General features: G+C 73.8%; 26 protein-coding genes. 18 read left to right on the forward strand and 8 right to left on the reverse strand.

The window, feature by feature from the left end; translation table 11 throughout:
* Window positions 1–22: 22 nt before the first annotated feature.
* Both ACZ45Q_RS17045 and ACZ45Q_RS17050 read left to right on the forward strand, forming a co-directional pair.
* Window positions 23–595 (forward strand): GNAT family N-acetyltransferase, encoded by a 573-nt coding sequence (locus tag ACZ45Q_RS17045; RefSeq protein ID WP_468261318.1) that lies wholly within the window; start codon window positions 23–25, stop codon window positions 593–595.
* 45 nt (window positions 596–640) lie between these two features.
* Window positions 641–2,617: a DUF5107 domain-containing protein gene (locus ACZ45Q_RS17050; protein ID WP_468261321.1), complete on the forward strand. Its 1,977-nt coding sequence runs from the start codon at window positions 641–643 to the stop codon at window positions 2,615–2,617.
* Between the two features lie 126 nt (window positions 2,618–2,743).
* On the opposite strand, the gene ACZ45Q_RS17055 is transcribed toward ACZ45Q_RS17050, so the two are convergent.
* Window positions 2,744–3,091, reverse strand: a complete 348-nt coding sequence (locus ACZ45Q_RS17055; protein ID WP_468261323.1) for a VOC family protein — start codon at window positions 3,089–3,091, stop codon at window positions 2,744–2,746.
* A gap of 70 nt (window positions 3,092–3,161) precedes the next feature.
* Between ACZ45Q_RS17055 and ACZ45Q_RS17060 the strand changes: the two genes are divergently transcribed.
* The 14 genes from ACZ45Q_RS17060 (at window position 3,162) to ACZ45Q_RS17125 (ending at window position 14,079) form a co-directional block, all read left to right on the forward strand.
* Complete coding sequence (locus tag ACZ45Q_RS17060; RefSeq protein ID WP_468261326.1) at window positions 3,162–3,635, forward strand: phage holin family protein; 474 nt, start codon at window positions 3,162–3,164, stop codon at window positions 3,633–3,635.
* A gap of 195 nt (window positions 3,636–3,830) precedes the next feature.
* The gene (locus tag ACZ45Q_RS17065) at window positions 3,831–5,582 is read left to right on the forward strand and encodes an NAD(P)/FAD-dependent oxidoreductase (RefSeq protein ID WP_468261329.1); all 1,752 of its coding nucleotides are present in this window, start codon (window positions 3,831–3,833) and stop codon (window positions 5,580–5,582) included.
* A complete protein-coding gene (locus tag ACZ45Q_RS17070; RefSeq protein ID WP_468261331.1) occupies window positions 5,579–7,426 on the forward strand; it encodes a transketolase in 1,848 nt (615 codons plus the stop codon). The genes ACZ45Q_RS17065 and ACZ45Q_RS17070 overlap by 4 nt, the downstream gene beginning before the upstream one ends.
* Complete coding sequence (gene ligD / locus ACZ45Q_RS17075; RefSeq protein WP_468261333.1) at window positions 7,423–8,382, forward strand: non-homologous end-joining DNA ligase; 960 nt, start codon at window positions 7,423–7,425, stop codon at window positions 8,380–8,382. The genes ACZ45Q_RS17070 and ligD overlap by 4 nt, the downstream gene beginning before the upstream one ends.
* Before the next feature lie 44 nt (window positions 8,383–8,426).
* Window positions 8,427–8,873, forward strand: a complete 447-nt coding sequence (locus ACZ45Q_RS17080; protein ID WP_468261336.1) for a gas vesicle protein GvpO — start codon at window positions 8,427–8,429, stop codon at window positions 8,871–8,873.
* Between the two features lie 136 nt (window positions 8,874–9,009).
* Entirely contained in the window at window positions 9,010–9,444 is a 435-nt protein-coding gene (locus tag ACZ45Q_RS17085; protein ID WP_468261338.1) for a gas vesicle structural protein GvpA, read from the forward strand.
* Entirely contained in the window at window positions 9,441–10,214 is a 774-nt protein-coding gene (locus ACZ45Q_RS17090) for a GvpL/GvpF family gas vesicle protein (RefSeq protein WP_468261341.1), read from the forward strand. Before ACZ45Q_RS17085 ends, ACZ45Q_RS17090 begins: the two co-directional genes overlap by 4 nt.
* A 5-nt stretch (window positions 10,215–10,219) precedes the next feature.
* Window positions 10,220–10,483: a gas vesicle protein GvpG gene (locus tag ACZ45Q_RS17095; RefSeq protein ID WP_468261344.1), complete on the forward strand. Its 264-nt coding sequence runs from the start codon at window positions 10,220–10,222 to the stop codon at window positions 10,481–10,483.
* On the forward strand, window positions 10,480–11,199 hold the full coding sequence (locus ACZ45Q_RS17100; protein WP_468261347.1) for a DNA primase: 720 nt from the start codon (window positions 10,480–10,482) through the stop codon (window positions 11,197–11,199). The genes ACZ45Q_RS17095 and ACZ45Q_RS17100 overlap by 4 nt, the downstream gene beginning before the upstream one ends.
* On the forward strand, window positions 11,196–12,350 hold the full coding sequence (locus tag ACZ45Q_RS17105) for an SRPBCC family protein (RefSeq protein ID WP_468261350.1): 1,155 nt from the start codon (window positions 11,196–11,198) through the stop codon (window positions 12,348–12,350). Before ACZ45Q_RS17100 ends, ACZ45Q_RS17105 begins: the two co-directional genes overlap by 4 nt.
* Entirely contained in the window at window positions 12,347–12,736 is a 390-nt protein-coding gene (locus tag ACZ45Q_RS17110; protein WP_468261353.1) for a gas vesicle protein, read from the forward strand. Before ACZ45Q_RS17105 ends, ACZ45Q_RS17110 begins: the two co-directional genes overlap by 4 nt.
* Window positions 12,733–13,548: a GvpL/GvpF family gas vesicle protein gene (locus ACZ45Q_RS17115; RefSeq protein ID WP_468261355.1), complete on the forward strand. Its 816-nt coding sequence runs from the start codon at window positions 12,733–12,735 to the stop codon at window positions 13,546–13,548. The genes ACZ45Q_RS17110 and ACZ45Q_RS17115 overlap by 4 nt, the downstream gene beginning before the upstream one ends.
* A complete protein-coding gene (locus ACZ45Q_RS17120) occupies window positions 13,545–13,727 on the forward strand; it encodes a gas vesicle protein (protein ID WP_468261357.1) in 183 nt (60 codons plus the stop codon). Before ACZ45Q_RS17115 ends, ACZ45Q_RS17120 begins: the two co-directional genes overlap by 4 nt.
* A gap of 88 nt (window positions 13,728–13,815) precedes the next feature.
* Window positions 13,816–14,079, forward strand: a complete 264-nt coding sequence (locus ACZ45Q_RS17125) for a gas vesicle protein K (protein WP_468261809.1) — start codon at window positions 13,816–13,818, stop codon at window positions 14,077–14,079.
* A gap of 18 nt (window positions 14,080–14,097) precedes the next feature.
* Here ACZ45Q_RS17125 and ACZ45Q_RS17130 read toward each other — a convergent pair whose 3' ends face one another.
* The 3 genes from ACZ45Q_RS17130 to ACZ45Q_RS17140 all read right to left on the reverse strand — a co-directional run bounded on the left by ACZ45Q_RS17130 (window position 14,098) and on the right by ACZ45Q_RS17140 (window position 16,787).
* A complete protein-coding gene (locus tag ACZ45Q_RS17130) occupies window positions 14,098–14,268 on the reverse strand; it encodes a hydrophobic protein (RefSeq protein ID WP_468261359.1) in 171 nt (56 codons plus the stop codon).
* A gap of 42 nt (window positions 14,269–14,310) precedes the next feature.
* Entirely contained in the window at window positions 14,311–15,132 is an 822-nt protein-coding gene (locus tag ACZ45Q_RS17135; protein ID WP_468261362.1) for a class I SAM-dependent methyltransferase, read from the reverse strand.
* A gap of 134 nt (window positions 15,133–15,266) precedes the next feature.
* The gene (locus ACZ45Q_RS17140) at window positions 15,267–16,787 is read right to left on the reverse strand and encodes a phosphatase PAP2 family protein (RefSeq protein ID WP_468261364.1); all 1,521 of its coding nucleotides are present in this window, start codon (window positions 16,785–16,787) and stop codon (window positions 15,267–15,269) included.
* A gap of 150 nt (window positions 16,788–16,937) precedes the next feature.
* On the opposite strand from ACZ45Q_RS17140, the gene ACZ45Q_RS17145 reads away from it, so the two are divergent.
* Entirely contained in the window at window positions 16,938–18,557 is a 1,620-nt protein-coding gene (locus ACZ45Q_RS17145) for an ABC-F family ATP-binding cassette domain-containing protein (protein ID WP_468261367.1), read from the forward strand.
* A 79-nt stretch (window positions 18,558–18,636) separates the two neighbouring features.
* Here ACZ45Q_RS17145 and ACZ45Q_RS17150 read toward each other — a convergent pair whose 3' ends face one another.
* The gene (locus tag ACZ45Q_RS17150; RefSeq protein ID WP_468261370.1) at window positions 18,637–19,755 is read right to left on the reverse strand and encodes a baeRF2 domain-containing protein; all 1,119 of its coding nucleotides are present in this window, start codon (window positions 19,753–19,755) and stop codon (window positions 18,637–18,639) included.
* Window positions 19,756–19,815: 60 nt separating this feature from the next.
* On the opposite strand from ACZ45Q_RS17150, the gene ACZ45Q_RS17155 reads away from it, so the two are divergent.
* Window positions 19,816–20,103: a DUF6158 family protein gene (locus tag ACZ45Q_RS17155; RefSeq protein ID WP_468261372.1), complete on the forward strand. Its 288-nt coding sequence runs from the start codon at window positions 19,816–19,818 to the stop codon at window positions 20,101–20,103.
* 151 nt (window positions 20,104–20,254) lie between these two features.
* On the opposite strand, the gene ACZ45Q_RS17160 is transcribed toward ACZ45Q_RS17155, so the two are convergent.
* Genes ACZ45Q_RS17160 through ACZ45Q_RS17170 form a run of 3 tightly spaced genes read right to left on the reverse strand, consistent with a single transcriptional unit; the run spans window position 20,255 to window position 21,712 of the window.
* Window positions 20,255–20,797, reverse strand: coding sequence for a type 1 glutamine amidotransferase domain-containing protein (locus ACZ45Q_RS17160; RefSeq protein ID WP_468261375.1), 543 nt, complete (start codon window positions 20,795–20,797; stop codon window positions 20,255–20,257).
* A 51-nt stretch (window positions 20,798–20,848) separates the two neighbouring features.
* Window positions 20,849–21,283 (reverse strand): CBS domain-containing protein, encoded by a 435-nt coding sequence (locus ACZ45Q_RS17165; protein ID WP_468261378.1) that lies wholly within the window; start codon window positions 21,281–21,283, stop codon window positions 20,849–20,851.
* A gap of 36 nt (window positions 21,284–21,319) precedes the next feature.
* Window positions 21,320–21,712 carry a DUF2795 domain-containing protein gene (locus ACZ45Q_RS17170; RefSeq protein WP_468261381.1) on the reverse strand — a complete coding sequence of 131 codons (393 nt, stop codon included), beginning with the start codon at window positions 21,710–21,712 and terminating at the stop codon, window positions 21,320–21,322.
* Between the last annotated feature and the right edge of the window lie 43 nt (window positions 21,713–21,755).

The following is a 21,755-nucleotide window of genomic DNA, read 5'->3' on the forward strand; positions in this document are numbered from 1 at the left end:
TCGCCGGGCTTAGGGTGGCGGGATGCCGCACACCGCATCCCGCCACCTCGCCGAGGGTCCCCGGGTGGGCATCCGCCACTTCACCCCGGAGGACGGCGCCGAATTCACCGCCCGGGCCCGCGAGAGCAAGGATCTGCACCGGCCGTGGCTGTTCCCGCCGGACACCGAGAAGGCCTACGCCGCCTACGCCGGCCGGCTGATCGAGGACCCGGCCAGGGCCGGCTTCCTGGTCTGCGAGAAGGACGACGGCGCCATCGCCGGGTTCATCAACATCAACAACATCGTCCACGGCGGCTTCATGAGCGGGGCGCTCGGCTACGGCGCCTTCGCCCACGCGGCCGGCCGCGGGCTGATGCGCGAGGGCCTGGACCTCGTCGTCCGGCACGCCTTCGGGCCGATGCGGCTGCACCGGCTGGAGATCAACGTCCAGCCCGGCAACACCGCCTCCATCGCCCTGGCCCGCGCCTGCGGCTTCCGCCTGGAGGGTTTCTCACCGCGGTTCCTGTACATCGACGGGGCCTGGCGGGACCACCAGCGCTGGGCCCGGACCGCCGAGTCGGTGACCGGCCCCGCGCCGCGTCCGGGCCGGCCCTGACGCCACCCTGTTCAGAACGGTCCCGAGCGGCTTCCATGGGGAGGCGTGACGACGATCCGACGTGAGGTACTGACCCTGCCCGCCGCGGACCTGGGCCCGGACAACCCGCTGCCCCCACTGCGCCCGCTCGACGAGATGCACCGCATCGACGACCGCGACAAGGCGGACCTGCCCCGCGACATGGCCCGCCAGATCGGCCGCGCGCCGCTGCGCAGCCTGCTGCCGGTGCGGGTGCGCGACGGCTACGACCGGCACCGCACGCCCCGCACGTTCGACGCCCTGGTGCTGGAGAACGACCGCCTGCGGGCCACCGTCCTGCCCGGCCTGGGCGGCCGGATCACCTCCCTGCGCCACAAGCCCACGGGCCGTGAACTCCTCTACGTCAATCCCGTGTTCCAGCCCGCCGACTTCGCCCTCAACGGGGCCTGGTACTCCGGCGGCATCGAGTGGAACATCGGCGCCACCGGCCACACCACGCTGTCCTGCTCGCCCCTGCACGCCGCCCGCGTCCCCGCCCCCGACGGCGGGGAGATGCTCCGCCTGTGGGAGTGGGAACGGCTGCGCGACCTGCCCTTCCAGGTCGACCTGTGGCTGCCGGACGGCTCGGACTTCCTGTACGTCGGTGTGCGGGTGCGCAACCCGCACGAGCGCCCCGTGCCGACGTACTGGTGGTCCAACATCGCCGTCCCCGAGGACCGCCGTGTCCTCGCCCCCGCCGACGAGGCCTTCCACTTCGGCTACGAGCGCCGCCTGCGCCGGGTGCCCGTCCCGGCGTACGACGGCATCGACCGGACCTACCCGCTGAACAGCACCTACGCCGCCGACTACTTCTACGACCTGCCCGCCGCCCGGCGCCGCTGGATCGCCGCGCTCGACGGGGAGGGGCACGGCCTGGTGCAGACCTCCACCGACGCGCTGCGCGGCCGGAAGCTGTTCGTCTGGGGCGCGGGACCGGGCGGTCGCCGCTGGCAGGAGTGGCTCACCGAGCCCGGCACCGCCGGCTACTGCGAGATCCAGGCCGGTCTGGCCCGCACCCAGCTGGAACACGTCGAGCTGGAGGCGGAGAGCGAGGTGTCCTGGCTGGAGGCGTACGGCCCGCTCGACGCGCCCCCGGCAGGGGAGTGGCACGCGGTGCTGGACGGCGTGGAGGCCCGGCTGGAGCAGGCCCTGCCGCGCGCCGAGGTCGACGCGGCCTACCGCACCTGGCTGCCCTGCGCCGACACCGACCCCGGCGAGATCCTCGCCACGGGCTCCGGGTGGGGCGCCCTCGAAGTGCTGCGCACCGGCCTGAAGCTGCCCGGCACGCCCTTCGGCGAGGACACCCTCGGCGACGCCCAGGAACCCTGGCTGCACCTGCTGCGCGCCGGTTCCCTGCCCGCACCCGGCCGGCACCTGCCGCCCCACGAGACGCTGGTCGCCCGGCCCTGGCGGGACATGCTGGAGACCGCGCCCGCCACCCCGTTCACCGAGTACCACCTCGGCGTCGCCCAGTGGCACGCCGGTGATCTGGCGCAGGCCGTGCGCAGCTGGGAGCGGGGTCTCGGCCGGGCCGCCGACCGCTGGCCGCTGCTGCGCTGCCTCGCCGTCGCCGACCGGGAGGGCGGCCACCACGAGCGGGCCGCCGACCGGTACGCGGAGGCCTTCGACGACCTGTGCGCGCGGCGCCCGGAGGCCGGCGGCCCCGGCGGCGAGGCGTGGACGGCGGCCGCCGCCGCGCTCGGCCGGGAGGCGGTCGAGGCGCTCCTGACGGTGGGGCGCACCGCCGCCGCCCGCGCCGTCCTCGAACGGCTCGACCCCGCCACCCGGGCCCGCGGCCGGTTCCGGCTGGCCGAGGCGGCGCTGCTGCTCGAAGAGGGCCGGCCGGAGCGGGCGCGGGCCCTCCTCGACGGCGGCATCGAGGTCGCCGACCTGCGGGAGGGCGACGAGGTCATCGGCCGGCTGTGGGCCCGCCTCACCGACGAACCGCTTCCGGCCCGCCTCGACTTCCGGATGCGGCCCGAGGAGCGGGCGGAGGGGGCCTGACGGTCGGAGAGGGCCCGACGGCCTGAGGGGGCCCTGACGGTCGGAGTGGTCCCGGCGGCCGGAGGGGCGCTGGCGGTCTGCGGGGAGGGGCCTGACCGCCGGAGGAGCGCCGGCCGCGTCCACGGCTCAGGCCCGGCGGTCCACGTACTCGTACACCACGCCGTCGGGATGACGGGCGATCAGGTTGCGGCCGGCCGGCGTCGGCACCGGGCCCGCGATGATGTCGGCGCCCAGCTCGCCGAGCACCCGGCAGGCCTCCTCGACGTCCGACACGGCGATGGTCGCGGCGACCTTGCGCAGCACTTCCAGCTGGGACTCGGGCCCGCTCATCAGCAGGAAGCAGCCGATCGCGGCCACTTCGACACCACCGCGTTCGAAGCGGAGGGCCCGGCCGCCGGCGAGGCCCTCGTAGAACGGGATGGCCTTGTCCAGATCGTCGACGTAGATGCGCAGCGTGGCTCCGAGAATGTCCATGCGGGAGAGCCTAGTTGGGGACGGGAGGGCGCCGGCTCATGGCCGGGGAGGACGCGGGTACCCGCAAGACATGAACCGCTTGGATCACTTGGAACATCTGGACAAGCACCTCGTCGACGAACTGGCGCAGGTGGCACGCGAGACGGTGCGGGACGAACTGCGCGAGCAGACGCGCAAGCAGCGCCGCCGGGCCACCCTGTACGCGGCGTCCGGGGCCGCCGCCCTCTACGCGGGCGCGGCATTGGCGCTCGCCCTGGGCCTGGTCCTCGCCATCGGGCTGCCGGACTGGGCCGCCGCCCTGATCACCGCGGTGATCCTGGGCGCGGTGGCGTACGTGCTGCGCGGTGCCGCCCGCCCCTCCGGGCCCCCGGAGGCGACCGCGGCGCACGGGGCCGCCCCGCCGGCCGGCAGCCGGGTCCCGTATCCGCCGATGCCGCCCGTCGCCCCCGGCGGCGGGACCGGCGGAGGCACACCGCCGCCCGGCGCCCCGCTCACCCCGCGACCGGAGGACCTGAACCCCGAGACGCGCCACGACCGCTCGTGACGCGCGGCACAAAAACCCGTCGCAGGGGCGCGGAGGGGGCGTGGGTGCGCACGCCCCCTTTCTCATGCCGCGGGGCGGCCGGTACCCGGGCCAGGTGCCGGAAACCGGTCGTGTGCGCCGCTCGCCCACGTTTGGGCACCCAGGTCACGGGGACGCGGAAGGCTCACGAGGTACGCGACAGCCCGGAGGCGAACCGTGAGCCGACCCCGCATCGTGATCGTCGGTGCCGGCTTCGCCGGGTACCGGACGGCCCGCACCCTGTCCCGGCTCACCCGGCACCAGGCCGACATCACCCTGCTCAACCCGACCGACTACTTCCTGTACCTGCCCCTGCTGCCCCAGGTCGCCGCCGGAGTCCTGGAACCGCGCCGGGTCACCGTGTCCCTGTCGGGGACCCTGCCGCACGTCAAGCTGGTCCTCGGTGAGGCCGACGGCATCGACCTCGACGGACACACCGTGCACTACACCGACCCCGAGGGCCGCGAGGGCTCCCTCGGCTTCGACCGGCTGGTGCTGGCTGCGGGCAGCGTCAACAAGCTGCTGCCGATCCCCGGCGTCGCCGAGCACGCGCACGGCTTCCGCGGGCTGCCGGAGGCCCTCTATCTGCGCGACCACGTGACCCGGCAGGTCGAGCTGGCCGCCGCCACCCGGGACCGGGAGGAGTGCTCCGCCCGGTGCACCTTCGTGGTGGTCGGCGCCGGCTACACCGGGACGGAGGTCGCGGCGCACGGTCAGATGTTCACCGACGCGCAGGTCCGCAAGCACCCGCTGCGGGCGGGTATGCGACCGCGCTGGATGCTGCTGGACGTCGCGCCGCGGGTGCTGCCCGAGATGGACGAACGGCTCTCCCGCACCGCGGAGCGCGTCCTGCGGCAGCGCGGCGTGGACGTGCGGATGGGGACCTCCGTGAAGGAGGCGACGCACGAGGGCGTGCTGCTGACCGACGGCGAGACCGTCGACACCCGCACGCTGGTGTGGTGCGTGGGCGTACGGCCCGACCCGCTGGTGGAGTCCCTGGGGCTGCCGATGGAGCGCGGCAGGTTGCTGGTGGACCCGCACCTCCAGGTGCCGGGCCGCCCCGAGCTGTTCGCCTGCGGCGACATCGCCGCGGTACCCGATCTGAACGACCCCGGCTCGTACACGCCGATGACCGCGCAGCACGCCTGGCGGCACGGCAAGGTGTGCGCGCAGAACGTGGCCGCCTCGCTGGGGCTGGGCGGGGAGCGGCGGGCCTACCGGCACAAGGACATGGGGTTCGTGGTGGACCTCGGCGGGGCCAAGGCCGCCGCCAACCCGCTCGGCGTGCCGTTGTCCGGCCCGGCGGCGGGCGCCGTCACCCGGGGCTACCACCTCGCGGCGATGCCCGGCAACCGGGTCAGGGTCGCCGCGGACTGGCTGCTCGACGCGGTGCTGCCGCGCCAGGCCGTCCAGCTCGGGCTGGTCCGGTCGTGGTCGGTGCCGCTGGAGTCGTCGTCGCCGGAGGTGGCACGGGTGGCACGCCACCCCGACGGTGAGCCCGCGGAGAGCCGGCCAGGCGGTGAGCCCGCCCAGAGCCAACCCGGTGGGGAAGCCGCCAAGAACCAGCCGGGTGGTGAGCCCGCCAAGAACCAGCCGGGTGGTGAGCCCGCCAAGAACCAGCCGGGTGGTGAGCCCGCCAAGAACCAGCCCGGTGGGGAAGCCGCCAAGAACCAGCCCGGTGGGGAAGCCGCCAAGAACCAGCCCGGCGGGGAGCCCGCCAAGAACCAGCCCGGCGGGGAGCCCGCCAAGAGCCAGCCGGGTGGTGAGCCCGCCAAGAACCAACCCGGCGGGGAGCCCGCCAGGAGCCGTGCCGCCGGCCCGCCCGGTGAGGACGAGGGGCCCGAACCCCCGGCCGACCAGCCGCCCCCCGGCTCCGGAGCCGCGCCCGGCCCCGTCAAGCGTGACGACCCCGCGGAAGGAGACTCATGAACACCGAGGAACTCGTCGAACTGGGCCAGCAGTTGCGCGTCGACAGCGTGCGCTCGGCCGCCGAGGCGGGCTCGGGGCACCCCACGTCCTCGATGTCCGCCGCGGACCTGATGGCCGTACTCCTGGCCAACCACCTGCACTACGACTTCGAGCGCCCCGCCCACCCCGGCAACGACCGTTTCGTGCTGTCCAAGGGACACGCCTCACCGCTGCTGTACGCCGCCTACAAGGCCGCCGGCGTCGTCGACGACGAGGAACTGCTCACATTCCGCCGGCTGGGCAGCCGTCTGGAGGGCCATCCGACGCCGCAGCGGCTGCCGTGGGTGGAGACGGCCACCGGGTCCCTGGGACAGGGCCTGCCGGTCGGCGTCGGCATCGCGCTGGCCGGCAAGCGGCTGGACCGCACCGACTACCGGGTGTGGGTGCTGTGCGGCGACAGCGAACTGGCCGAGGGGTCGGTGTGGGAGGCCGCCGAGCACGCCGGGCACGAGCACCTCGACAACCTCACCGCGATCATCGACGTCAACCGGCTCGGCCAGCGCGGCGCGACCCGGCACGGGCACGACCTCGACGCCTACGCCCGCCGCTTCCAGGCCTTCGGCTGGCACACCGTCGAGATCGACGGCCACGAAGTCGACGCGATCGACCGCGCCTACGGGGAGGCCGCCTCCACCAAGGGCCAGCCCACGGCGATCATCGCCCGCACCCTCAAGGGCAAGGGCGTCGCCGACATCGAGGACCGCGAGGGGCTGCACGGCAAGCCCCTGAAGAACGCCGACGACGCCATCGCCGAACTCGGCGGCCCCCGGAACCTGCGCGTCCGCGTTCAGGAACCGCCCACCGCCCGCGCGCTGCACGCCGTCGGCTCCGGCGAGATCGACCTGCCCCGCTGGGAGAAGGGCGAGCAGGTGGCCACCCGCAACGCCTTCGGGGAGGCACTGGCCGCGCTCGGCACCGCCCGCGGCGACGTCGTCGCCCTGGACGGCGAGGTCGGCGACTCCACCCGCGCGGAGTTCTTCGCCAAGGAGCACCCCGAGCGCTACTTCGAGTGCTACATCGCCGAGCAGCAGATGGTCGCCGCCGCGGTCGGCATGGCGGCCCGCGGCTGGGTGCCGTACGCGACCTCGTTCGCCGCCTTCCTCACCCGCGCGTACGACTTCGTGCGCATGGCGTCCATCAGCGGCTCCGGCATCAACCTGGTCGGCTCCCACGCGGGCGTCGCCATCGGGCAGGACGGGCCCAGCCAGATGGGCCTGGAGGACCTGGCCATGATGCGCGCGGTGCACGACTCGACCGTGCTGTACCCGTGCGACGCCAACCAGACCGCGAAGCTGGTCGCCGAGACGGCGGCTCTGGAGGGCATCCGCTACCTGCGCACCTCGCGCGGCGAGAGCGAGGTCCTCTACGGGCCCGACGAGGAGTTCCCCGTCGGCGGCAGCAAGGTGCTGCGCTCCTCCGGCGACGACCGCATGACGATCGTCGCGGCCGGCGTCACGGTGCCCGAGGCGCTCGCCGCCGCCGACGCCCTGGAGCGGGAGGGCATCCGGGCCCGGGTGATCGACCTGTACTCGGTCAAGCCCGTCGACGCGGCGACCCTGCGGCAGGCCGCCGAGGACACCGGCTGCCTGGTGACGGTCGAGGACCACCGCCCGGAGGGCGGCATCGGCGACGCCGTGCTCGACGCGTTCACCGACGGCCGACCGGTGCCCCGGCTGGTGCGGCTCGCCGTCCGTACGATGCCGGGCTCGGCGGCGCCCGACGAGCAGCTGCACGCCGCGGGCATCGACGCCGAGTCGATCGCGGCGGCCGGCCGGCTGCTGGTGGAGGAGGCGGTCGTGCCGTGAGCCGGGACGCCGTTCGGACCGTGCGGGCGGGGCGGCGCACGGTCGAGGTGCACCGCCCGGAGAAGGTGCTCTTCCCGGGCGGGGACGGCGACGCCGAGCAGTACACCAAGGACGACCTGGTCGCCTACCACCGGGCGGTCGCCCCCTTCATGCTGCCGCACCTGCGGGGCCGCCCGCTGATGCTGGAGCGGCACCCCGACGGCATCGACGGCCCGCGGTTCATGCAGAAGAACACGCCGGACACCTATCCGGAGTGGATCACCCGCGTGGAGGTGCCCAAGGAGGGCGGCACCGTCCGCCACACGGTGTGCGACGACAGCGCCACCCTCGTCTACCTCGCCGACCAGGCCGCCCTCACCCTGCACCGCTGGCTCTCCCGGACCGGCCGGATCGACCGCCCCGACCGGATGGTCTTCGACCTCGACCCCGCTCCGCGGCCCGGACGAGGCGACGGCGCCGCCGTGAGCGGCTTCGCGGCGGTCCGGGAGGCGGCCGTCCTGCTGGGCGAACTGCTCGAGACGCTGCGCCTGCCCTCGGCGCTGATGACCACCGGCTCCCGCGGGCTGCACGTGGTCGTGCCGGTCGACGGGCACCACGACTTCGACGAGGTGCGCGGCTTCGCGCGGGAGGTCGCCGACGTCCTGGCCGCCGCCCATCCGCGGACCCTGACCACCGCCGTGCGCAAGAAGGACCGCGGCGACCGGCTCTACCTCGACGTGCAGCGCAACGCCTACGCGCAGACCGCCGTCGCGCCCTTCAGCGTCCGCGCCGAACCCGGCGCCCCCGTCGCCACCCCCATCGCCTGGGACCAGCTGGACGACCCCGCGCTGCACGCCCGGCGCTGGACCATCGCCGACGCCGTCGAGCAGGCCCGCACCAACCCCTGGGCCGGGGTCATGAGCCGCGGACGCTCCCTCGGCCCGGCCCGGCGGCGACTGGATGCATACGTCCGTTGAGGTTTGGCCAACACCTTTGCGGCCACACGGACGGGGAGGTGGCCATGTCGAACACGAAAGACACGTCAGGTTCCCGGGCTTCACAGAACTCGCAGAAGCCCCGGGAGTCACAGAAGTCCCGTAGCAGCACGGACAACTCCACGGACAACTCCACGGACAACTTCACCGACACATCCGACGCGCCCGACACGTCCGCCGACGACGCCACGGCAGACCGCCGGCCGAGCCCCGTCGAGGTGCTGCGCCAGGCGCGCAGCCAGCTCGCGGAGCTGACCGGCATGGAGGCCGAGTCCGTGTCGTCCTTCGAGCAGACGGAGGAGGGCTGGGCGCTGGAGGTCGAGGTGCTCGAGCTGGAACGCGTGCCCGACACCATGAGCCTGCTGGCGAGCTACCAGGTGGAACTCGACGCCCAGGGGCAGCTCACCGGCTACCGCCGCGTCCGTCGCTACGAGCGCGGCCGGTCCGACGCACGCGGGCCCGGCGGCCGCTAGGCCGCCCGTACGGACCTCCACCGCACACCGAAGCCACGAACAGCCCACGAACAACCCGAGAGCAACCCGAGAACAGCCACGAACGAACCCGCGAACGAACCCACGGACAACCCACCAACAGGGAGGAACAGCCGGGATGACTGTCGTACCGGCACAACAGACCGGCGGCGGAGGCGGCAGCAGCGGCCTCTACGACGTGCTTGAGCTTGTTCTGGACAGGGGGCTCGTCATCGACGCATTCGTGCGCGTGTCCCTGGTCGGGATCGAGATCCTGAAGATCGACGTGCGTGTCGTCGTCGCCAGTGTCGACACCTATCTGCGCTTCGCCGAGGCGTGCAACCGGCTCGACCTGGAGGCCGGGCCGCGCAAGGACCCGGGCCTGCCCGACCTGGTCGGGGAGATGACCGAGTCCGGCGCCCGCGGCAAGTCCAAGGGGGCGCTGTCCGGCGCCGCCCAGACCATCTCCGACGCCTTCCAGCAGGCCCGGGACGAAGGCTCCGAGCGTGAGCGCGAGCCGCGTCCGCGGGCCCGCAGGACCACGACCGCGCGCCGGAAGGAGGAGCAGGAGTGAGCACGTACGTCTACGGCATCACGGCGAGCACCCACCCCGCGCTCCCCGAGGGCATGGACGGCGTCGGCGACCCGCCGTGCCGGGTCCGGGTCCTGAAGGAGGGCGAGCTGGCGGCCATCGTCAGCGACGCCCCCGAGGGCCTGCGCCCCAAGCGCAGGGATCTGCTCGCCCACCAGAACGTGATCGGGGAGGCGGGCGCCGCCGCCTGCGTGCTGCCGATGCGGTTCGGCAGCGTCGCCCCCGACGACCAGGCGGTCACCGGTGTGCTCGCCGAGCGCGCCGAGCACTACCGGGAGCGGCTGCGGGCGCTGGACGGCCGGGTCGAGTACAACGTCAAGGCCAACCACGTCGAGGAGGCCGTCCTCCACCACGTGATGGCCGAGACGCCGGAGATCCGCGCCCTCGCCGAGGCCAACCGGCAGGCGGGCGGCGGGAGCTACGAGGACAAGATCCGGCTCGGCGAGATGGTGGCCGGCGCGGTCAAGGACAAGGAGGCCGAGGACGCCGAGGCGCTCCGGGGCGCGCTGGAGGGCGAGGCCGACGCGGTGAGCGTCGGTCCGGAGTCCACGGGCTGGCTGGCCAACGTGTCGTTCCTGGTGGACCGCGGGTCGGCCGAGCGGTTCCTGGCCGCCGTCGAACGGGCCCGCCGGGACATGCCGCACCTGGAGGTACGGGTCAACGGTCCGCTGCCGCCGTACAGCTTCGTCGAGCCCGGCCCCGCCGAGCCCGCGGCCACCGCGGCCGGCGGTGTGGACGCCGGGGCGGGGTGAGATCCGTGGGACTGCTCTCCGAGGTGCTGCTGCTGCCGTTCGCACCGGTGCGCGGCAGCGCCTGGGCCATCAGGCAGGTGCTCCAGGAGGCCGAGCGGATCTACTACGACCCGGCCACGATCCGGGCCGAACTCGCCCGCCTGGAGGAGCGGTTGGAGGCCGGGGAGATCACGGAGGAGGAATTCGACCGGCAGGAGGACGAACTCCTGGACCGGCTGGAGATCGCTTCGCGCGACAGCGCGGCATGGGGTGACGGGACGGCACGATGAATCGAGTGGGACTGGGCCTCGCGGTAGGGGCCGGATATCTGCTGGGGCGCACGAAGAAACTCAAGTTCGCGGTGGCCGTCGGCTCGATGGTGGCCGGCAAGAAGCTCAACCTGACCCCGCGGGGCATAGCGGAGCTGGTCAACACCCAGTTGCAGAACAATCCGCAGCTCAAGGAGGTCGGCGACCAGCTGCGCACGGACCTTCAGGGCGTCGGCAAGGCGGCCTCGGGCGCCATGGTCGAGCGGCAGATCGACGCGCTCGCCGACCGGCTGCACGGGCGCACCGCCCAGGTCCGCGACCAGCTCTCCGGCGTGGTGTCCCGGGCACCGGGCGCCGGCTCCGGGGACACCGGCGACGCCGAGGGCGGGGAGGCCGGCGGACGCGCCGCGGACCGGGACGACGAGGACGACCGTGACGACCGCGAGGACGGCCGCGGCGAACGGGAGAGCCACGACGCGTACGACGAGCGGGACGAGGACGGGGCGCCCGGGGCGGCGGTGAAGAAGGCGCCCGCGAAGAAGGCGCCTGCCAAGAAGGCCCCCGCGAAGAAGGCCCCCGCGAAGAAGGCCCCCGCGAAGAAGGCGCCTGCCAAGAAGGCCCCGGCCGGGAAGGCGGCGGCGAAGACGTCGCAGCCGGCGAAGAAGGCGGCCGGCAAGAAGGCGAGCGAGGCCCGGGGAGCCCGCTCCGGACTGCCGAAGGGCGGTGGTGAGCGATGACCGGGACCGTCGGTTCCGCGGCCTCCGCGGCGGGCGGCGCCGCGAAGAAGAACCCGCTCGGCGACGTGGCCCGCAGCGAGGCGGCCGAGCGGCTGAAGGCGGAGGTGCAGGACTACCTCGCGGCGCAGGCCCAGCGCCTGCTGACCGGCGCGGGCCGCAAGCTCGGCGAGGCGACCGTCAGACTGAACGACATCGCCGAGGGCAACAGCCCCGGCTTCGCCGAACTCGCCCGGGACGGCGGCCGCAAGCTCGCCGAGGGCAAGGGGCCGCTGCGCACGGCGCTGGAGGTCGGTGCCGGCCGGGCCAAGGAGAACGTCGTCGGCGCGTTCAAGAACCTCGGCGGCGGCAAGGGCAAGCGCAAGGGCGGCTCCGGCCAGAAGCCGACCGTGATCATCGAGTACGTCGACGTGGGTGTGCCGCTGCGCACCGCGTACGACCAGTGGACCCAGTACCAGGACTTCAGCACCTTCGCCAAGGGCGTCAAGAGCGCGAACCGTGCCGACGACACCTCGTCCGACTGGCAGATGAAGGTCTGGTGGTCCAACCGCAGCTGGAAGGCGACGACCACCGAGCAGGTGCCCGACGACCGGATCTCCTGGACCTCGGAGGGCGCCAAGGGCACGACCAAGGGCGTCGTCAGCTTCCACCGGCTCGCCGACAGCCTCACTCGCGTCCTGCTGGTCATCGAGTACTACCCCTCGGGCCTCTTCGAGAAGACCGGCAACATCTGGCGCGCCCAGGGCCGCCGGGCCCGGCTCGACCTCAAGAACTACGTCCGCTTCATCACGTTCAAGGGCGAGGCGGAGGACGGCTGGCGCGGGGAGATCCGCGACGGCGAGGTCGTCCGCAGCCACGAGGACGCGGTCGCGGAGGAGGAACGCCAGGAGCAGGAGGAGCAGGAGGCGCAGCGGGAGCAGGGAGAGGCCCGCGAGGAGCCGGGGGAGGAGTACGAGGAGGAGCCCGGGGACGAGTACGAGGACGAGGCCGACGAGGAGTACGAGGACGAGGGCGAACCCGGGTACGAGGACGAACCCGAGTACGAGGACGACGAAGGTCCCGGCGCGGAGTACGAAGGGGAGTACGACGAGGAGCGGGCCGTCGACGTCCACCGTGACGAGGACGAGTACGCCGAGTCCGGGAGTCGCCGATGACGACGCCCCGCCGGCTGCCCGAGCCCTACGGACAGGGGCAGAGCGCCAACCTCGCCGACATCCTGGAGCGGGTGCTCGACAAGGGTGTCGTCATCGCGGGCGACATCAAGATCAACCTGCTCGACATCGAGCTGCTCACCATCAAGCTGCGGCTCGTCGTCGCCTCCGTCGACAAGGCCAAGGAGATGGGCATCGACTGGTGGGAGAGCGACCCGGCGCTCTCCTCGAACGCCAGGCACAAGGAGCTGGCCCGGGAGAACGCCGAGCTGCGTGAGCGCCTGGCCGAACTGGAGACGGGCCGCGCGCCGAGGGAAGTGCAGCGAGAGGCACCCAGGGGAGTACCGAGGGAAACACCCGGAGAAGTGCCGAGGGAAGAGGCCCCATGACAGGACTGCGGTACGTGTACGCCGTCTGCCGCCCCTTCGGCGCGGCCCTCCAGTCGCAGCTGACGGGAGTCGCGGGCGACCCGCCCCGGCTGCTGCACCACCACGGGCTGGTCGCCGTCGTCAGCCACGTCCCCGAGCCGGACTTCGGCGAGGAGGCGCTCAGGGCGCACCTGGAGGATCTCGACTGGCTGGCCGCGACCGCCCGCGCCCACCAGCAGGTCGTCGACGCGCTCACCGTCGTCACCACGCCGCTCCCGCTGCGGCTGGCCACCGTCTTCCGGGACGACAGCGGCGTCCGCGTGATGATGGAGCAGCGCGAGGACGACTTCCGGCGCACCCTGGAGCGGCTGGACGGCCGCGTGGAGTGGGGCGTCAAGGTGTTCGTCGAGACGGACGCCGGGCAGGACGCGGCGGAGGGCTCCGCGGAGCGGCCGGCGGAGAAGCCCACGTCGGGCCGGGACTATCTGCGGCAGCGGCGCATGCAGACCCGGGCGCACGAGGACCTGTGGACCCGGGCCGAGGAGTTCGCGTCCCGGCTGCACGAGACGCTGTCCGTGCGGGCGGACGGCGCCCGGCTGCACGCGCCGCAGAATCCCGCGCTCTCCGGCGCCGCCGGACGGAACGTTCTCAATGCCGCCTATTTGGTTCCGCGGAACGCCTCCGAGGAATTCGTGGAAATGGTGGACCGGACGAAGGACGACGCGCCGGGAATTCGAGTGGAACTCACCGGGCCCTGGGCGGCCTATTCGTTCGCCGGTGAGGAAGGGGCCGGAAAGGAAACCGAGGACGTGGCCGAGGGGGAGGGGCCGTGACGGTCGTCGAACGCCGGGAGATCGCCCTGGTGGACCTGCTCGACCGGCTGCTGGCCGGCGGTGTGGTCATCACGGGGGACATCACGCTGCGCATCGCGGACGTCGACCTGGTCCGCATCGACCTCAACGCGCTGATCAGCTCGGTCAACCGCAACGTGCCCTCGCCCTGGGATGACTGACGTGACCGCACCCGAACCCGAACCCCGCCCCGCACCCGAACCCGGGTCCGACCACCGGCCGGACGCCGCCGCCGACCGCCGTCGGCGCATCGACCTCGAGCCCGACACCGTGGAGCGGGACCTGATCAAGCTCGTGCTGACCGTCGTCGAGCTGCTGCGCCAGCTCATGGAGCGCCAGGCGCTGCGCCGCTTCGACGAGGGCGACCTGACCGAGGACCAGGAGGAGCGCGTCGGGCTCACCCTGATGCTGCTCGAGGACCGCATGACCGAGCTGCGCGAGCGCTACGGACTGCGGCCCGAGGACCTGAACCTGGACCTCGGGCCGCTCGGACCGCTGCTGCCCCGGGAGTGAGCCTCCCGGGGCAGCACCTCACCACCGGTACCAGCGCCCCCGGCCGCCGCTCGCGGTCGTGCCGCGCGCCAGGAAGCCGAGGAGCCACAGCACCAGGACCGCCAGGGCGATCCACCAGAGCACCTTCACGGCGAATCCGGCACCGAAGAGAATCACTGCCAGAAGCAATACGAGCAGAAGTGGAACCATAGTGTGAACCTCCTGCCGTACTGATGTCCCAGGAATCGGCGATCAGGCTTCTTTCCGGCAGAGAATTTCTCCGTGCAGCACGGTGAACCAGCCGTCCTCCCGCTCGCCCCATTCCCGCCAGGCCGCCGCGACGGCCCGCAGGTCCTCCGCCGTCGCATGGCCGCCGCCGGTGGCCCGCCCGGCGTAGGCGGACGCCAGGGTGCGGTCCGCCCACAGCCCGCTCCACCACCGCCGTTCCTCCGGTGTGGCGAAGGTCCAGGTGCCGGAGGTCGCCGTGATGTCCGTCAGGCCCGCCCGCAGCGCCCAGGACCTCAGCCGCCGGCCGGCGTCCGGTTCGCCGCCGTTGGCGCGGGCGACCCGCCGGTACAGGTCCAGCCAGGCGTCCAGCCCCGGGGAGGCGGGGTACCAGGTCATGGCCGCGTAGTCCGCGTCGCGCACGGCGACGAGACCGCCGGGGCGGGTCACCCGCCGCAGCTCGCGCAGCGCCCGCACCGGGTCCCCCACGTGCTGGAGCACCTGGTGGGCGTGGACCACGCAGAAGGTGTCGTCCGGGTAGTCCAGGGCGTGCACGTCGGCGACCGCGAAGTCGACGTTGGCCAGGCCCCGCCCGGCGGCGGTGGCCCGGGCCCGCTGAAGGATCTCCGGCGCGCGGTCGACGCCCGTGACATGACCGTCCGGCACCAGCTCGGCCAGGTCCGCGGTGATGGTGCCCGGGCCGCAGCCGACGTCCAGGATCCGCATGTGCGGGCGCAGGGAGCCGAGCAGGTAGCCGGCGGAGTTGGCGGCGGTGCGCCAGGTGTGCGAGCGGAGCACGGACTCGTGGTGCCCGTGCGTGTAGACGGCGGTGTCCTCGGGCTTCGGCATGGCTGGTCCCCTCTCCGGAACGCGGAAACGTCACCGTGCGGCGCCCGGGAGGGACCCGCGCGGTGACGTGATCACCGTACGCGCGTGTGTCGGATGTTGAGACCAGCGTTCCAGGATGTGGACGGAGGTGCCGGTCAGGTCAGCGGCGGCCGGGAGAGCGGCCCGCCGCCCGGCAGCGGCCGGTACACCGCGAGCGCCTCCGGCAGCTTCTCCAGGGTCAGGTCGCCCTCGGTCTCGGTGACCTCGCCGTCGTACGCCATGAGCGTGCCCGGCGCGACACCGGACAGGCGCAGCCGGGCCACCTGCACCGCCGCGTGAGCGGGAGAGCGGGTCAGCGGACCGGCGAGGGCCGCCGACAGCAGCCGCAGCGCCGGGCGCCGGCCGCCGTGCACCACCCGCACGTCGAGCTGCCCGTCCGCCAGGTCGAGCCGGCGTCCGGGCGCCAGCCCCATGCGGTGGTACGTGCCGTTGCCCGCGAACAGCATCCACAGCGGGCGCCGGCGGCCCCGCACCTCGGCCTCCAGCGGATGCCGGTCGGCGCGCAGCACCCGCACCGCCGCGAGCACCCCGGCCGGCCAGCCGCCGATCCGGGGCGCCCAGCGCTCCCGCTCGCGCACCAGCTCCGGGTACACCCCGAGACTGAAGGTGTTCAGGAAGATCCCGCGCTGCCGCCCGGAGACGAACCGGCCCACGTCCACCCGCACGCCCTCGCCCTGCTCCAGGGCCCGGCTCAGGTCCCGCACGTCCTCCACGCCGAGGTCGTAGGCGAAGTGGTTCAGCGTGCCGCCGGGCAGCACCGCCAGCGGCAGGCCGTACCGCAGGGCGGTCTCGGCGGCGGCGTTCACGGTGCCGTCGCCGCCGCACACGCCGAGCACCCGGGCCCGGCCCGCCGCCTTCTCCAGCTCCTGGCGCACCTCGCCCGGCTCGCACTCGACGATCTCGGCCCGCGGCAGCGCGTCGCACAGCGCGCGGACCCGGTCCGAGGTGCCCGAGGCGATGTTGGCCACCATCACCAGCCCCTCGCCCTCCACCAGCGCCGGCACCCGGGCGCGCGGCCGGGCCGGCGGCACGAGCTGGGCGCGGGTCGGCACCATCCCGCGCACGGCGAACGCCGCACCCACACCGAGCGCCGCACCGGCCAGCACGTCGCTCGGGAAGTGCACGCCGGTGTAGACACGGGACCAGGCGACCGAGCCGGCCACCGGAGCCACCGCCGCGCCCCAGGCCGGCGACTCCAGGGCCACGCCGGTCGCGAACGCGGCGGCCGACGCGGCGTGCCCGGACGGGAACGACGTCGTCCCCGGCTGCCGCTTCAGCTGCCGGACCAGCGGCACCGGGTCCAGCACCGGCCGGGGGCGGCGGACGCTGCGCTTGCCCAGGGTGTTGATGGTCAGGGAGGCCAGGCCCAGCGAGGCGATGCCGCGCACCGCGGCGCGGCGCGCCCGCGGCGTGCGGGTCGCGGCCAGCGCCGCGGCCACCGCGAACCACAGCACGCCGTGGTTGGCGCTGTTGCTGAGACGGGGCAGCACCCGGTCGCCGCCGGGCCAGTGCCGTGCGGCGACCGCCTCGAACAGTCGCTGGTCGAACCGGAGAAACCGGTTCCGCACGGGATGCGGACCGGGCGTCGGCGCGGTGAGGTCTACGTCGGGGCTCATGCTCCCCGCCTACCCGGTGAACGCCGTTTCGAGCGGGGGCGCCACCCCGAGGGCCGCCGTGCAGGGTTCCTGTACTTCCGGAGCGACCGGTCGGCGACCGCGGGGAAAACCGTTTGCCGCGCCGGTGGCACGCCCAGACAATCGCCTCCCATGGGCCACCTCGAAGCAGCGCACCTGGAGTACCACCTGCCCGACGGGAGGACGCTGCTGGGCGACGTCTCCTTCCGGGTGGGCGAGGGGGCCGTCGTCGCCCTGGTCGGACCCAACGGCGCCGGCAAGACCACGCTGCTGCGGCTGCTCGCCGGCGAACTCGCCCCCCACGGCGGCAGCGTCTCGGTGAGCGGCGGCCTCGGGGTGATGCGCCAGTTCATCGGCTCCGTGCGCGACGACACGACCGTACGGGACCTGCTCGTCTCCGCGGCGCCGCCGCGGGTCCGCGAGGCCGCGCGCGCCGTGGACGCCGCCGAGCACGCCCTCGTCACCGTCGACGACGAGGCCGCCCAGCTGGCCTACGCCCAGGCACTGGCGGACTGGGCCGAGGCCCGCGGCTACGAGGCGGAGACGCTGTGGGACATGTGCACCACCGCCGCGCTGGGCGTCCCGTACGAACGCGCGCAGTGGCGTCAGGTGCGCACGCTCTCCGGAGGTGAGCAGAAACGGCTGGTGCTGGAGGCGCTGCTGCGCGGCCCCGACGAGGTGCTGCTGCTGGACGAGCCCGACAACTACCTGGACGTGCCCGGCAAGCGGTGGCTGGAGGAGCGCCTCGCCGAGACCCGCAAGACCGTGCTGTTCGTCTCCCACGACCGTGAACTCCTCGCCCGCGCCGCCGCACGCATCGTGTCCCTGGAACCGGGCCCGGCCGGCGCCGACGCCTGGGTCCACGGCGGCGGCTTCGGCACCTACCACGAGGCCCGCCGCGAACGCTTCGCCCGCTTCGAGGAGTTGCGCCGCCGCTGGGACGAGAAGCACGCCCAGCTGAAGAAGCTCGTGCTGAACCTCCGTCAGGCCGCCGCCAACAGCGACGAGATGGCCTCCCGCTACCGCGCCGCCCAGACCCGGCTGCGCAAGTTCGAGGAGGCCGGGCCGCCCCCGGAGCCGCCCCGCGAGCAGGACATCCGGATGCGGCTCAAGGGCGGCCGGACCGGCGTCCGCGCCGTCACCTGCGAGCAACTGGAGCTGACCGGCCTGATGAAACCCTTCGACCTGGAGGTCTTCTACGGCGAACGGGTCGCCGTGCTCGGCTCCAACGGCTCCGGCAAGTCCCACTTCCTGCGCCTGCTCGCCGGCGACGACGTGGCGCACACGGGCCGCTTCAAGCTCGGCGCACGCGTCGTGCCCGGCCACTTCGCGCAGACCCACGCGCACCCCGGACTCGAGAACCGCACCCTGCTGGACATCCTGTGGCGGGAGCACGCCCAGGACCGCGGCGCCGCCATGTCCCGGCTGCGCCGCTACGAACTGACCCGGCAGGCCGAGCAGACCTTCGGCCGGCTCTCCGGCGGCCAGCAGGCCCGCTTCCAGATCCTGCTGCTGGAACTCCAGGGCGTCACCGCCCTGCTCCTGGACGAGCCGACCGACAACCTCGACCTGGAGTCCGCCGAAGCCCTCCAGGAAGGCCTGGAATCCTTCGAGGGCACGGTCCTCGCGGTCACCCACGACCGCTGGTTCGCCCGCGCCTTCGACCGCTACCTGGTCTTCGGCAGCGACGGCCGGGTCCGTGAGACGGCCGGGCCGGTGTGGGACGAGCGGCGGGTCGAGCGCGTACGCTGACCCGCCGCCCGCCCACGGCGGCCCCGGGCGCCCTTCAACGCGCCCGGGGCCGGGCCCGGTCCCCGGCCACGTCGTCCCGTCACTTCCAGCGCAGCAGCGCGCCCAGGCCGCCGATCGGCGTGTCCTCGCCGCCCTCCGGCAGCGCCGGGACCACCGAGATCGCCGGGGCGCCGGTCATGACCGCCGAGCGCAGCAGCGCGTCGTCCGCGCGGGCCGACCAGGAGTGCTGCTCGCCGAGCGTCTTCAGCTCCGTACGGCGCATCGCCAGCTGGTCCGGGTCCTCGCCGATCCACACCTCGCGGTGCGTGTCGGGCCCGTCCGGGATCACCAGCAGCTCGTCGATGCGGTGCTCGCGGGCCGCCTCCACCAGCGCCGGCACGCCCTCCACGGCGGCGGCCCGGCCCTCGCCGTCCGGTGTGCGGGCGGCCAGGAACCTGTCCAGGTCCTCCTGGGCGCGCGTCCGCACGTGCTCGTCGCGCAGCCGCTCCACCTCGTCGTCCAGCAGCCGGCTGCCGGAGCCCCGGGAGGCCTCCACGACCCGGTCCTGGAGCCGCTTGGGCAGCCGCTCGTGCACCGAGCGCCGCTCCCGGTCGTCGCCCACCAGGATCAGCAGGTCGGCCCGGGTCTCCTCCTGGCACACGGCGAGCGCGTCGGCGATCTCCGCCGCGTTGTGCTCCCAGGTGTTCTCCACCCGCAGCTGGAAGTGGCGCTCCGACCAGTCCACGGTGCTGGTGCGGTGCACCGGCCACTGCCGGCCGGTCACCGAGCCCGCGTCCTGGCTGCCCAGTGCGCTGCGCAGCTCGAAGTCGGCGCCCTTGCGGTCGACGTACGCCACCACGCACACCGGGTCCTCGCCGGCCAGCTCCAGCAGCGGTGCCACATGCGGCAGCGGCGCCCAGTGCGCGGCGGTGCCGCCCTGCGGGGGCCGGGCGAGCGGCGGGTCCAGGACCACCTGCCCGGCGCGGGCGAACAGGGCGCGCCCGTGCGGGTCGGAGGAGTGCCGCAGGTCGTCCACCGCCTCCTGCACGGCCCGGCAGGTCGCCTCGTCGGCGCCCTGCTCCGCCAGCTCCCGGGCCACCGCGCCGGCCGTCAGCTCACGGGCGTGGACGGTGTCCTCCGCATGGCGGGAGAGGTCGACGTACACGGAGGCCCAGGGGCCGGGGTGTTCGTAGAGTGGGTGCAGAAAGGCGAGATCCATGGTTTCCCTCCCGGATGCCGCTCGGGGGTGGTGTTCCTCCGGGGCGGGTACCCGGACCGCATGAACGAACACGACACGTGGGACGGCACCATGACCGGAGTGGACCCGGAGCGACTGGACGACCAGCAGCTCATGAAGGAGCTGGAGACCATCCACCGCACCCGCCACGACACGCTGCTCTACGGCTCCAACGACGCGCTGCGCGCCCACAACGAACGCATGGCCCAGCTGGAGGGCGAGTGGCTGCGCCGCAACCCGCGCCGCCCCGTCGCCGCCGGACGCACCCGGGAGGGCGCCCGCGAACGCGGCTCCGGCCAGACGGCGACGCCCGGCACCCCTGGTACGTGAGAAGGCACCCCACCGGACCCGTGGTCCCGTGGGGTGCCCGTCCGTCCGGCGCGCCCGTCCGTCCGACCTGCCCGTCCGGCCGGCGTGCCGGTCCGTACGACGGCCCGTCCGTCCGGCGCGCCCGCCGTGCCGGTGGCCGCTCAGACCCGGCTCAGCCGCCGGCCTTGCCGAACTCCGCCAGGTACGTCTCGCAGAACGCCTTCAGATCGTCCGGCTTGCGGCTGGTGATCAGCTTGTTGTTCCCGTGGTCGCAGACCTTCACCTGCTCGTCGACCCAGGTGCCGCCGGCGTTGCGGATGTCCGTCCGAAGACTCGGCCACGAGGTCAGCACCCGGTCCCGCACCACGTCGGCCTCGACCAGCGTCCAGGGCGCGTGACAGATCGCGGCGACCGGGCGGCCCTGGGTGAAGAAGTCCTTCACGAACCCCACGGCCTTGTCGTCCATCCGCAGGAAGTCCGGGTTGGCCACCCCGCCGGGCAGGACCAGCCCGCCGAACGCGTCCGCGGAGGTGTCGCCCACCACCTCGTCCACCGGGAAGGTGTCCGCCTTGTCGAGGTGGTCGAACGCCTGGATCTCGCCCGGCTTCGTGGAGACGAGCACGGGCTCGTGACCGGCGTCCTTCGCGGCCTGCCACGGCTCGGTCAGCTCGACCTGCTCGACACCCTCGGGTGCGGTCAGGAATGCGATACGCATACTCGTGTCACGTCCTTCCTTCCGGTTCCGTTCGTGTTCGCCCGGCGCGTCTCACGTGCCGGCGCCGGGCGTGTCGGGCTCCGCCCGGCTGATGTCCGCCAGCGTCGAGGAGGGGTCCTCGGACTCGGCCACGTCGCCGAGGCTGAGCATCCCCACCGGCAGCCCGTTCTCCACGACCGGCAGCCGCCGGACGGCGTGCTCGCGCATCAGCGCGACCGCGTCCGACACCCGGTCGTGCGGGCCGACCACCAGCGGGTCCGGCGTGCACACGGACCGCGCGCCCACCGTGAGCGGGTCGATCCCCTCGGCCACGGCCCGCACCGTGATGTCACGGTCGGTGAGCACCCCGACGACGCGCTCCCCGTCGGCCACCACCACGTCACCGATGTTCTGCGAGCGCATCAGCTGCGCCGCCTCGACCAGTGAGGCGTCCGGGCGGACGGCGACCACACCCGGGGTCATCACGTCCTTCACGTACTCGGCCATGGCCGGGGCCCTCCTCACAGCCTCCTGGTCGCGCGGCTAGCCGCCGCCCCGGCCGCCCGCCTGGGTCAGCGCCTCGGCCAGTTCCTGGAGCGTGGCGTAGCTCGACTTGTGCGGCAGCCCCTCGACGCGTTCCACGACGGAGTCGGGGGCGTGGTCGCGGCGCAGGGCGCGGGCCAGCTCCCGCGGCCCGGCGGGGAAGGCGCCGCGGGTCAGGTGCCGGGCCAGCTCCAGCCGGAGCGTCTCCAGGGACGACGGCCCGCGACCCGGGGTGACCGGACCGTACGCGACCTCGGGGTCGTCGTCGGCGGTCGGCTCCGGGTCGTGCCACTCCTCGGTGCGGGTGGGGTGCCCGGACTTGAGCAGACCCTGCAGTTCGTGCTTCATCTCGTCGTCGCGGTGGACGCTCAGCCGGTCGCTGCCTCGCTGCATGTCTCCCTCCAGATCCTTCGGGGGTGGGCACCGCGTACCCGAA

This window comes from Streptomyces sp. NPDC031049, from assembly GCF_055571015.1.

What these genes read in the sequence shown, in the direction of transcription:
- ACZ45Q_RS17165 (WP_468261378.1), bottom strand. Translation starts at nt 21,283, where the DNA reads ATGGCCGAGTACGTGAAGGACGTGATGACCCCGGGTGTGGTCGCCGTC.
- ACZ45Q_RS17085 (WP_468261338.1), top strand. Translation starts at nt 9,010, where the DNA reads ATGACTGTCGTACCGGCACAACAGACCGGCGGCGGAGGCGGCAGCAGC.
- ACZ45Q_RS17105 (WP_468261350.1), top strand. Translation starts at nt 11,196, where the DNA reads ATGACCGGGACCGTCGGTTCCGCGGCCTCCGCGGCGGGCGGCGCCGCG.
- ACZ45Q_RS17150 (WP_468261370.1), bottom strand. Translation starts at nt 19,755, where the DNA reads ATGGATCTCGCCTTTCTGCACCCACTCTACGAACACCCCGGCCCCTGG.
- ACZ45Q_RS17155 (WP_468261372.1), top strand. Translation starts at nt 19,816, where the DNA reads ATGAACGAACACGACACGTGGGACGGCACCATGACCGGAGTGGACCCG.
- ACZ45Q_RS17140 (WP_468261364.1), bottom strand. Translation starts at nt 16,787, where the DNA reads ATGAGCCCCGACGTAGACCTCACCGCGCCGACGCCCGGTCCGCATCCC.
- ACZ45Q_RS17135 (WP_468261362.1), bottom strand. Translation starts at nt 15,132, where the DNA reads ATGCCGAAGCCCGAGGACACCGCCGTCTACACGCACGGGCACCACGAG.
- ACZ45Q_RS17170 (WP_468261381.1), bottom strand. Translation starts at nt 21,712, where the DNA reads ATGCAGCGAGGCAGCGACCGGCTGAGCGTCCACCGCGACGACGAGATG.
- ACZ45Q_RS17130 (WP_468261359.1), bottom strand. Translation starts at nt 14,268, where the DNA reads ATGGTTCCACTTCTGCTCGTATTGCTTCTGGCAGTGATTCTCTTCGGT.
- ACZ45Q_RS17100 (WP_468261347.1), top strand. Translation starts at nt 10,480, where the DNA reads ATGAATCGAGTGGGACTGGGCCTCGCGGTAGGGGCCGGATATCTGCTG.
- ACZ45Q_RS17080 (WP_468261336.1), top strand. Translation starts at nt 8,427, where the DNA reads ATGTCGAACACGAAAGACACGTCAGGTTCCCGGGCTTCACAGAACTCG.
- ACZ45Q_RS17160 (WP_468261375.1), bottom strand. Translation starts at nt 20,797, where the DNA reads ATGCGTATCGCATTCCTGACCGCACCCGAGGGTGTCGAGCAGGTCGAG.
- ACZ45Q_RS17070 (WP_468261331.1), top strand. Translation starts at nt 5,579, where the DNA reads ATGAACACCGAGGAACTCGTCGAACTGGGCCAGCAGTTGCGCGTCGAC.
- ACZ45Q_RS17110 (WP_468261353.1), top strand. Translation starts at nt 12,347, where the DNA reads ATGACGACGCCCCGCCGGCTGCCCGAGCCCTACGGACAGGGGCAGAGC.
- ACZ45Q_RS17060 (WP_468261326.1), top strand. Translation starts at nt 3,162, where the DNA reads ATGAACCGCTTGGATCACTTGGAACATCTGGACAAGCACCTCGTCGAC.
- ACZ45Q_RS17145 (WP_468261367.1), top strand. Translation starts at nt 16,938, where the DNA reads ATGGGCCACCTCGAAGCAGCGCACCTGGAGTACCACCTGCCCGACGGG.
- ACZ45Q_RS17055 (WP_468261323.1), bottom strand. Translation starts at nt 3,091, where the DNA reads ATGGACATTCTCGGAGCCACGCTGCGCATCTACGTCGACGATCTGGAC.
- ACZ45Q_RS17045 (WP_468261318.1), top strand. Translation starts at nt 23, where the DNA reads ATGCCGCACACCGCATCCCGCCACCTCGCCGAGGGTCCCCGGGTGGGC.
- ACZ45Q_RS17115 (WP_468261355.1), top strand. Translation starts at nt 12,733, where the DNA reads ATGACAGGACTGCGGTACGTGTACGCCGTCTGCCGCCCCTTCGGCGCG.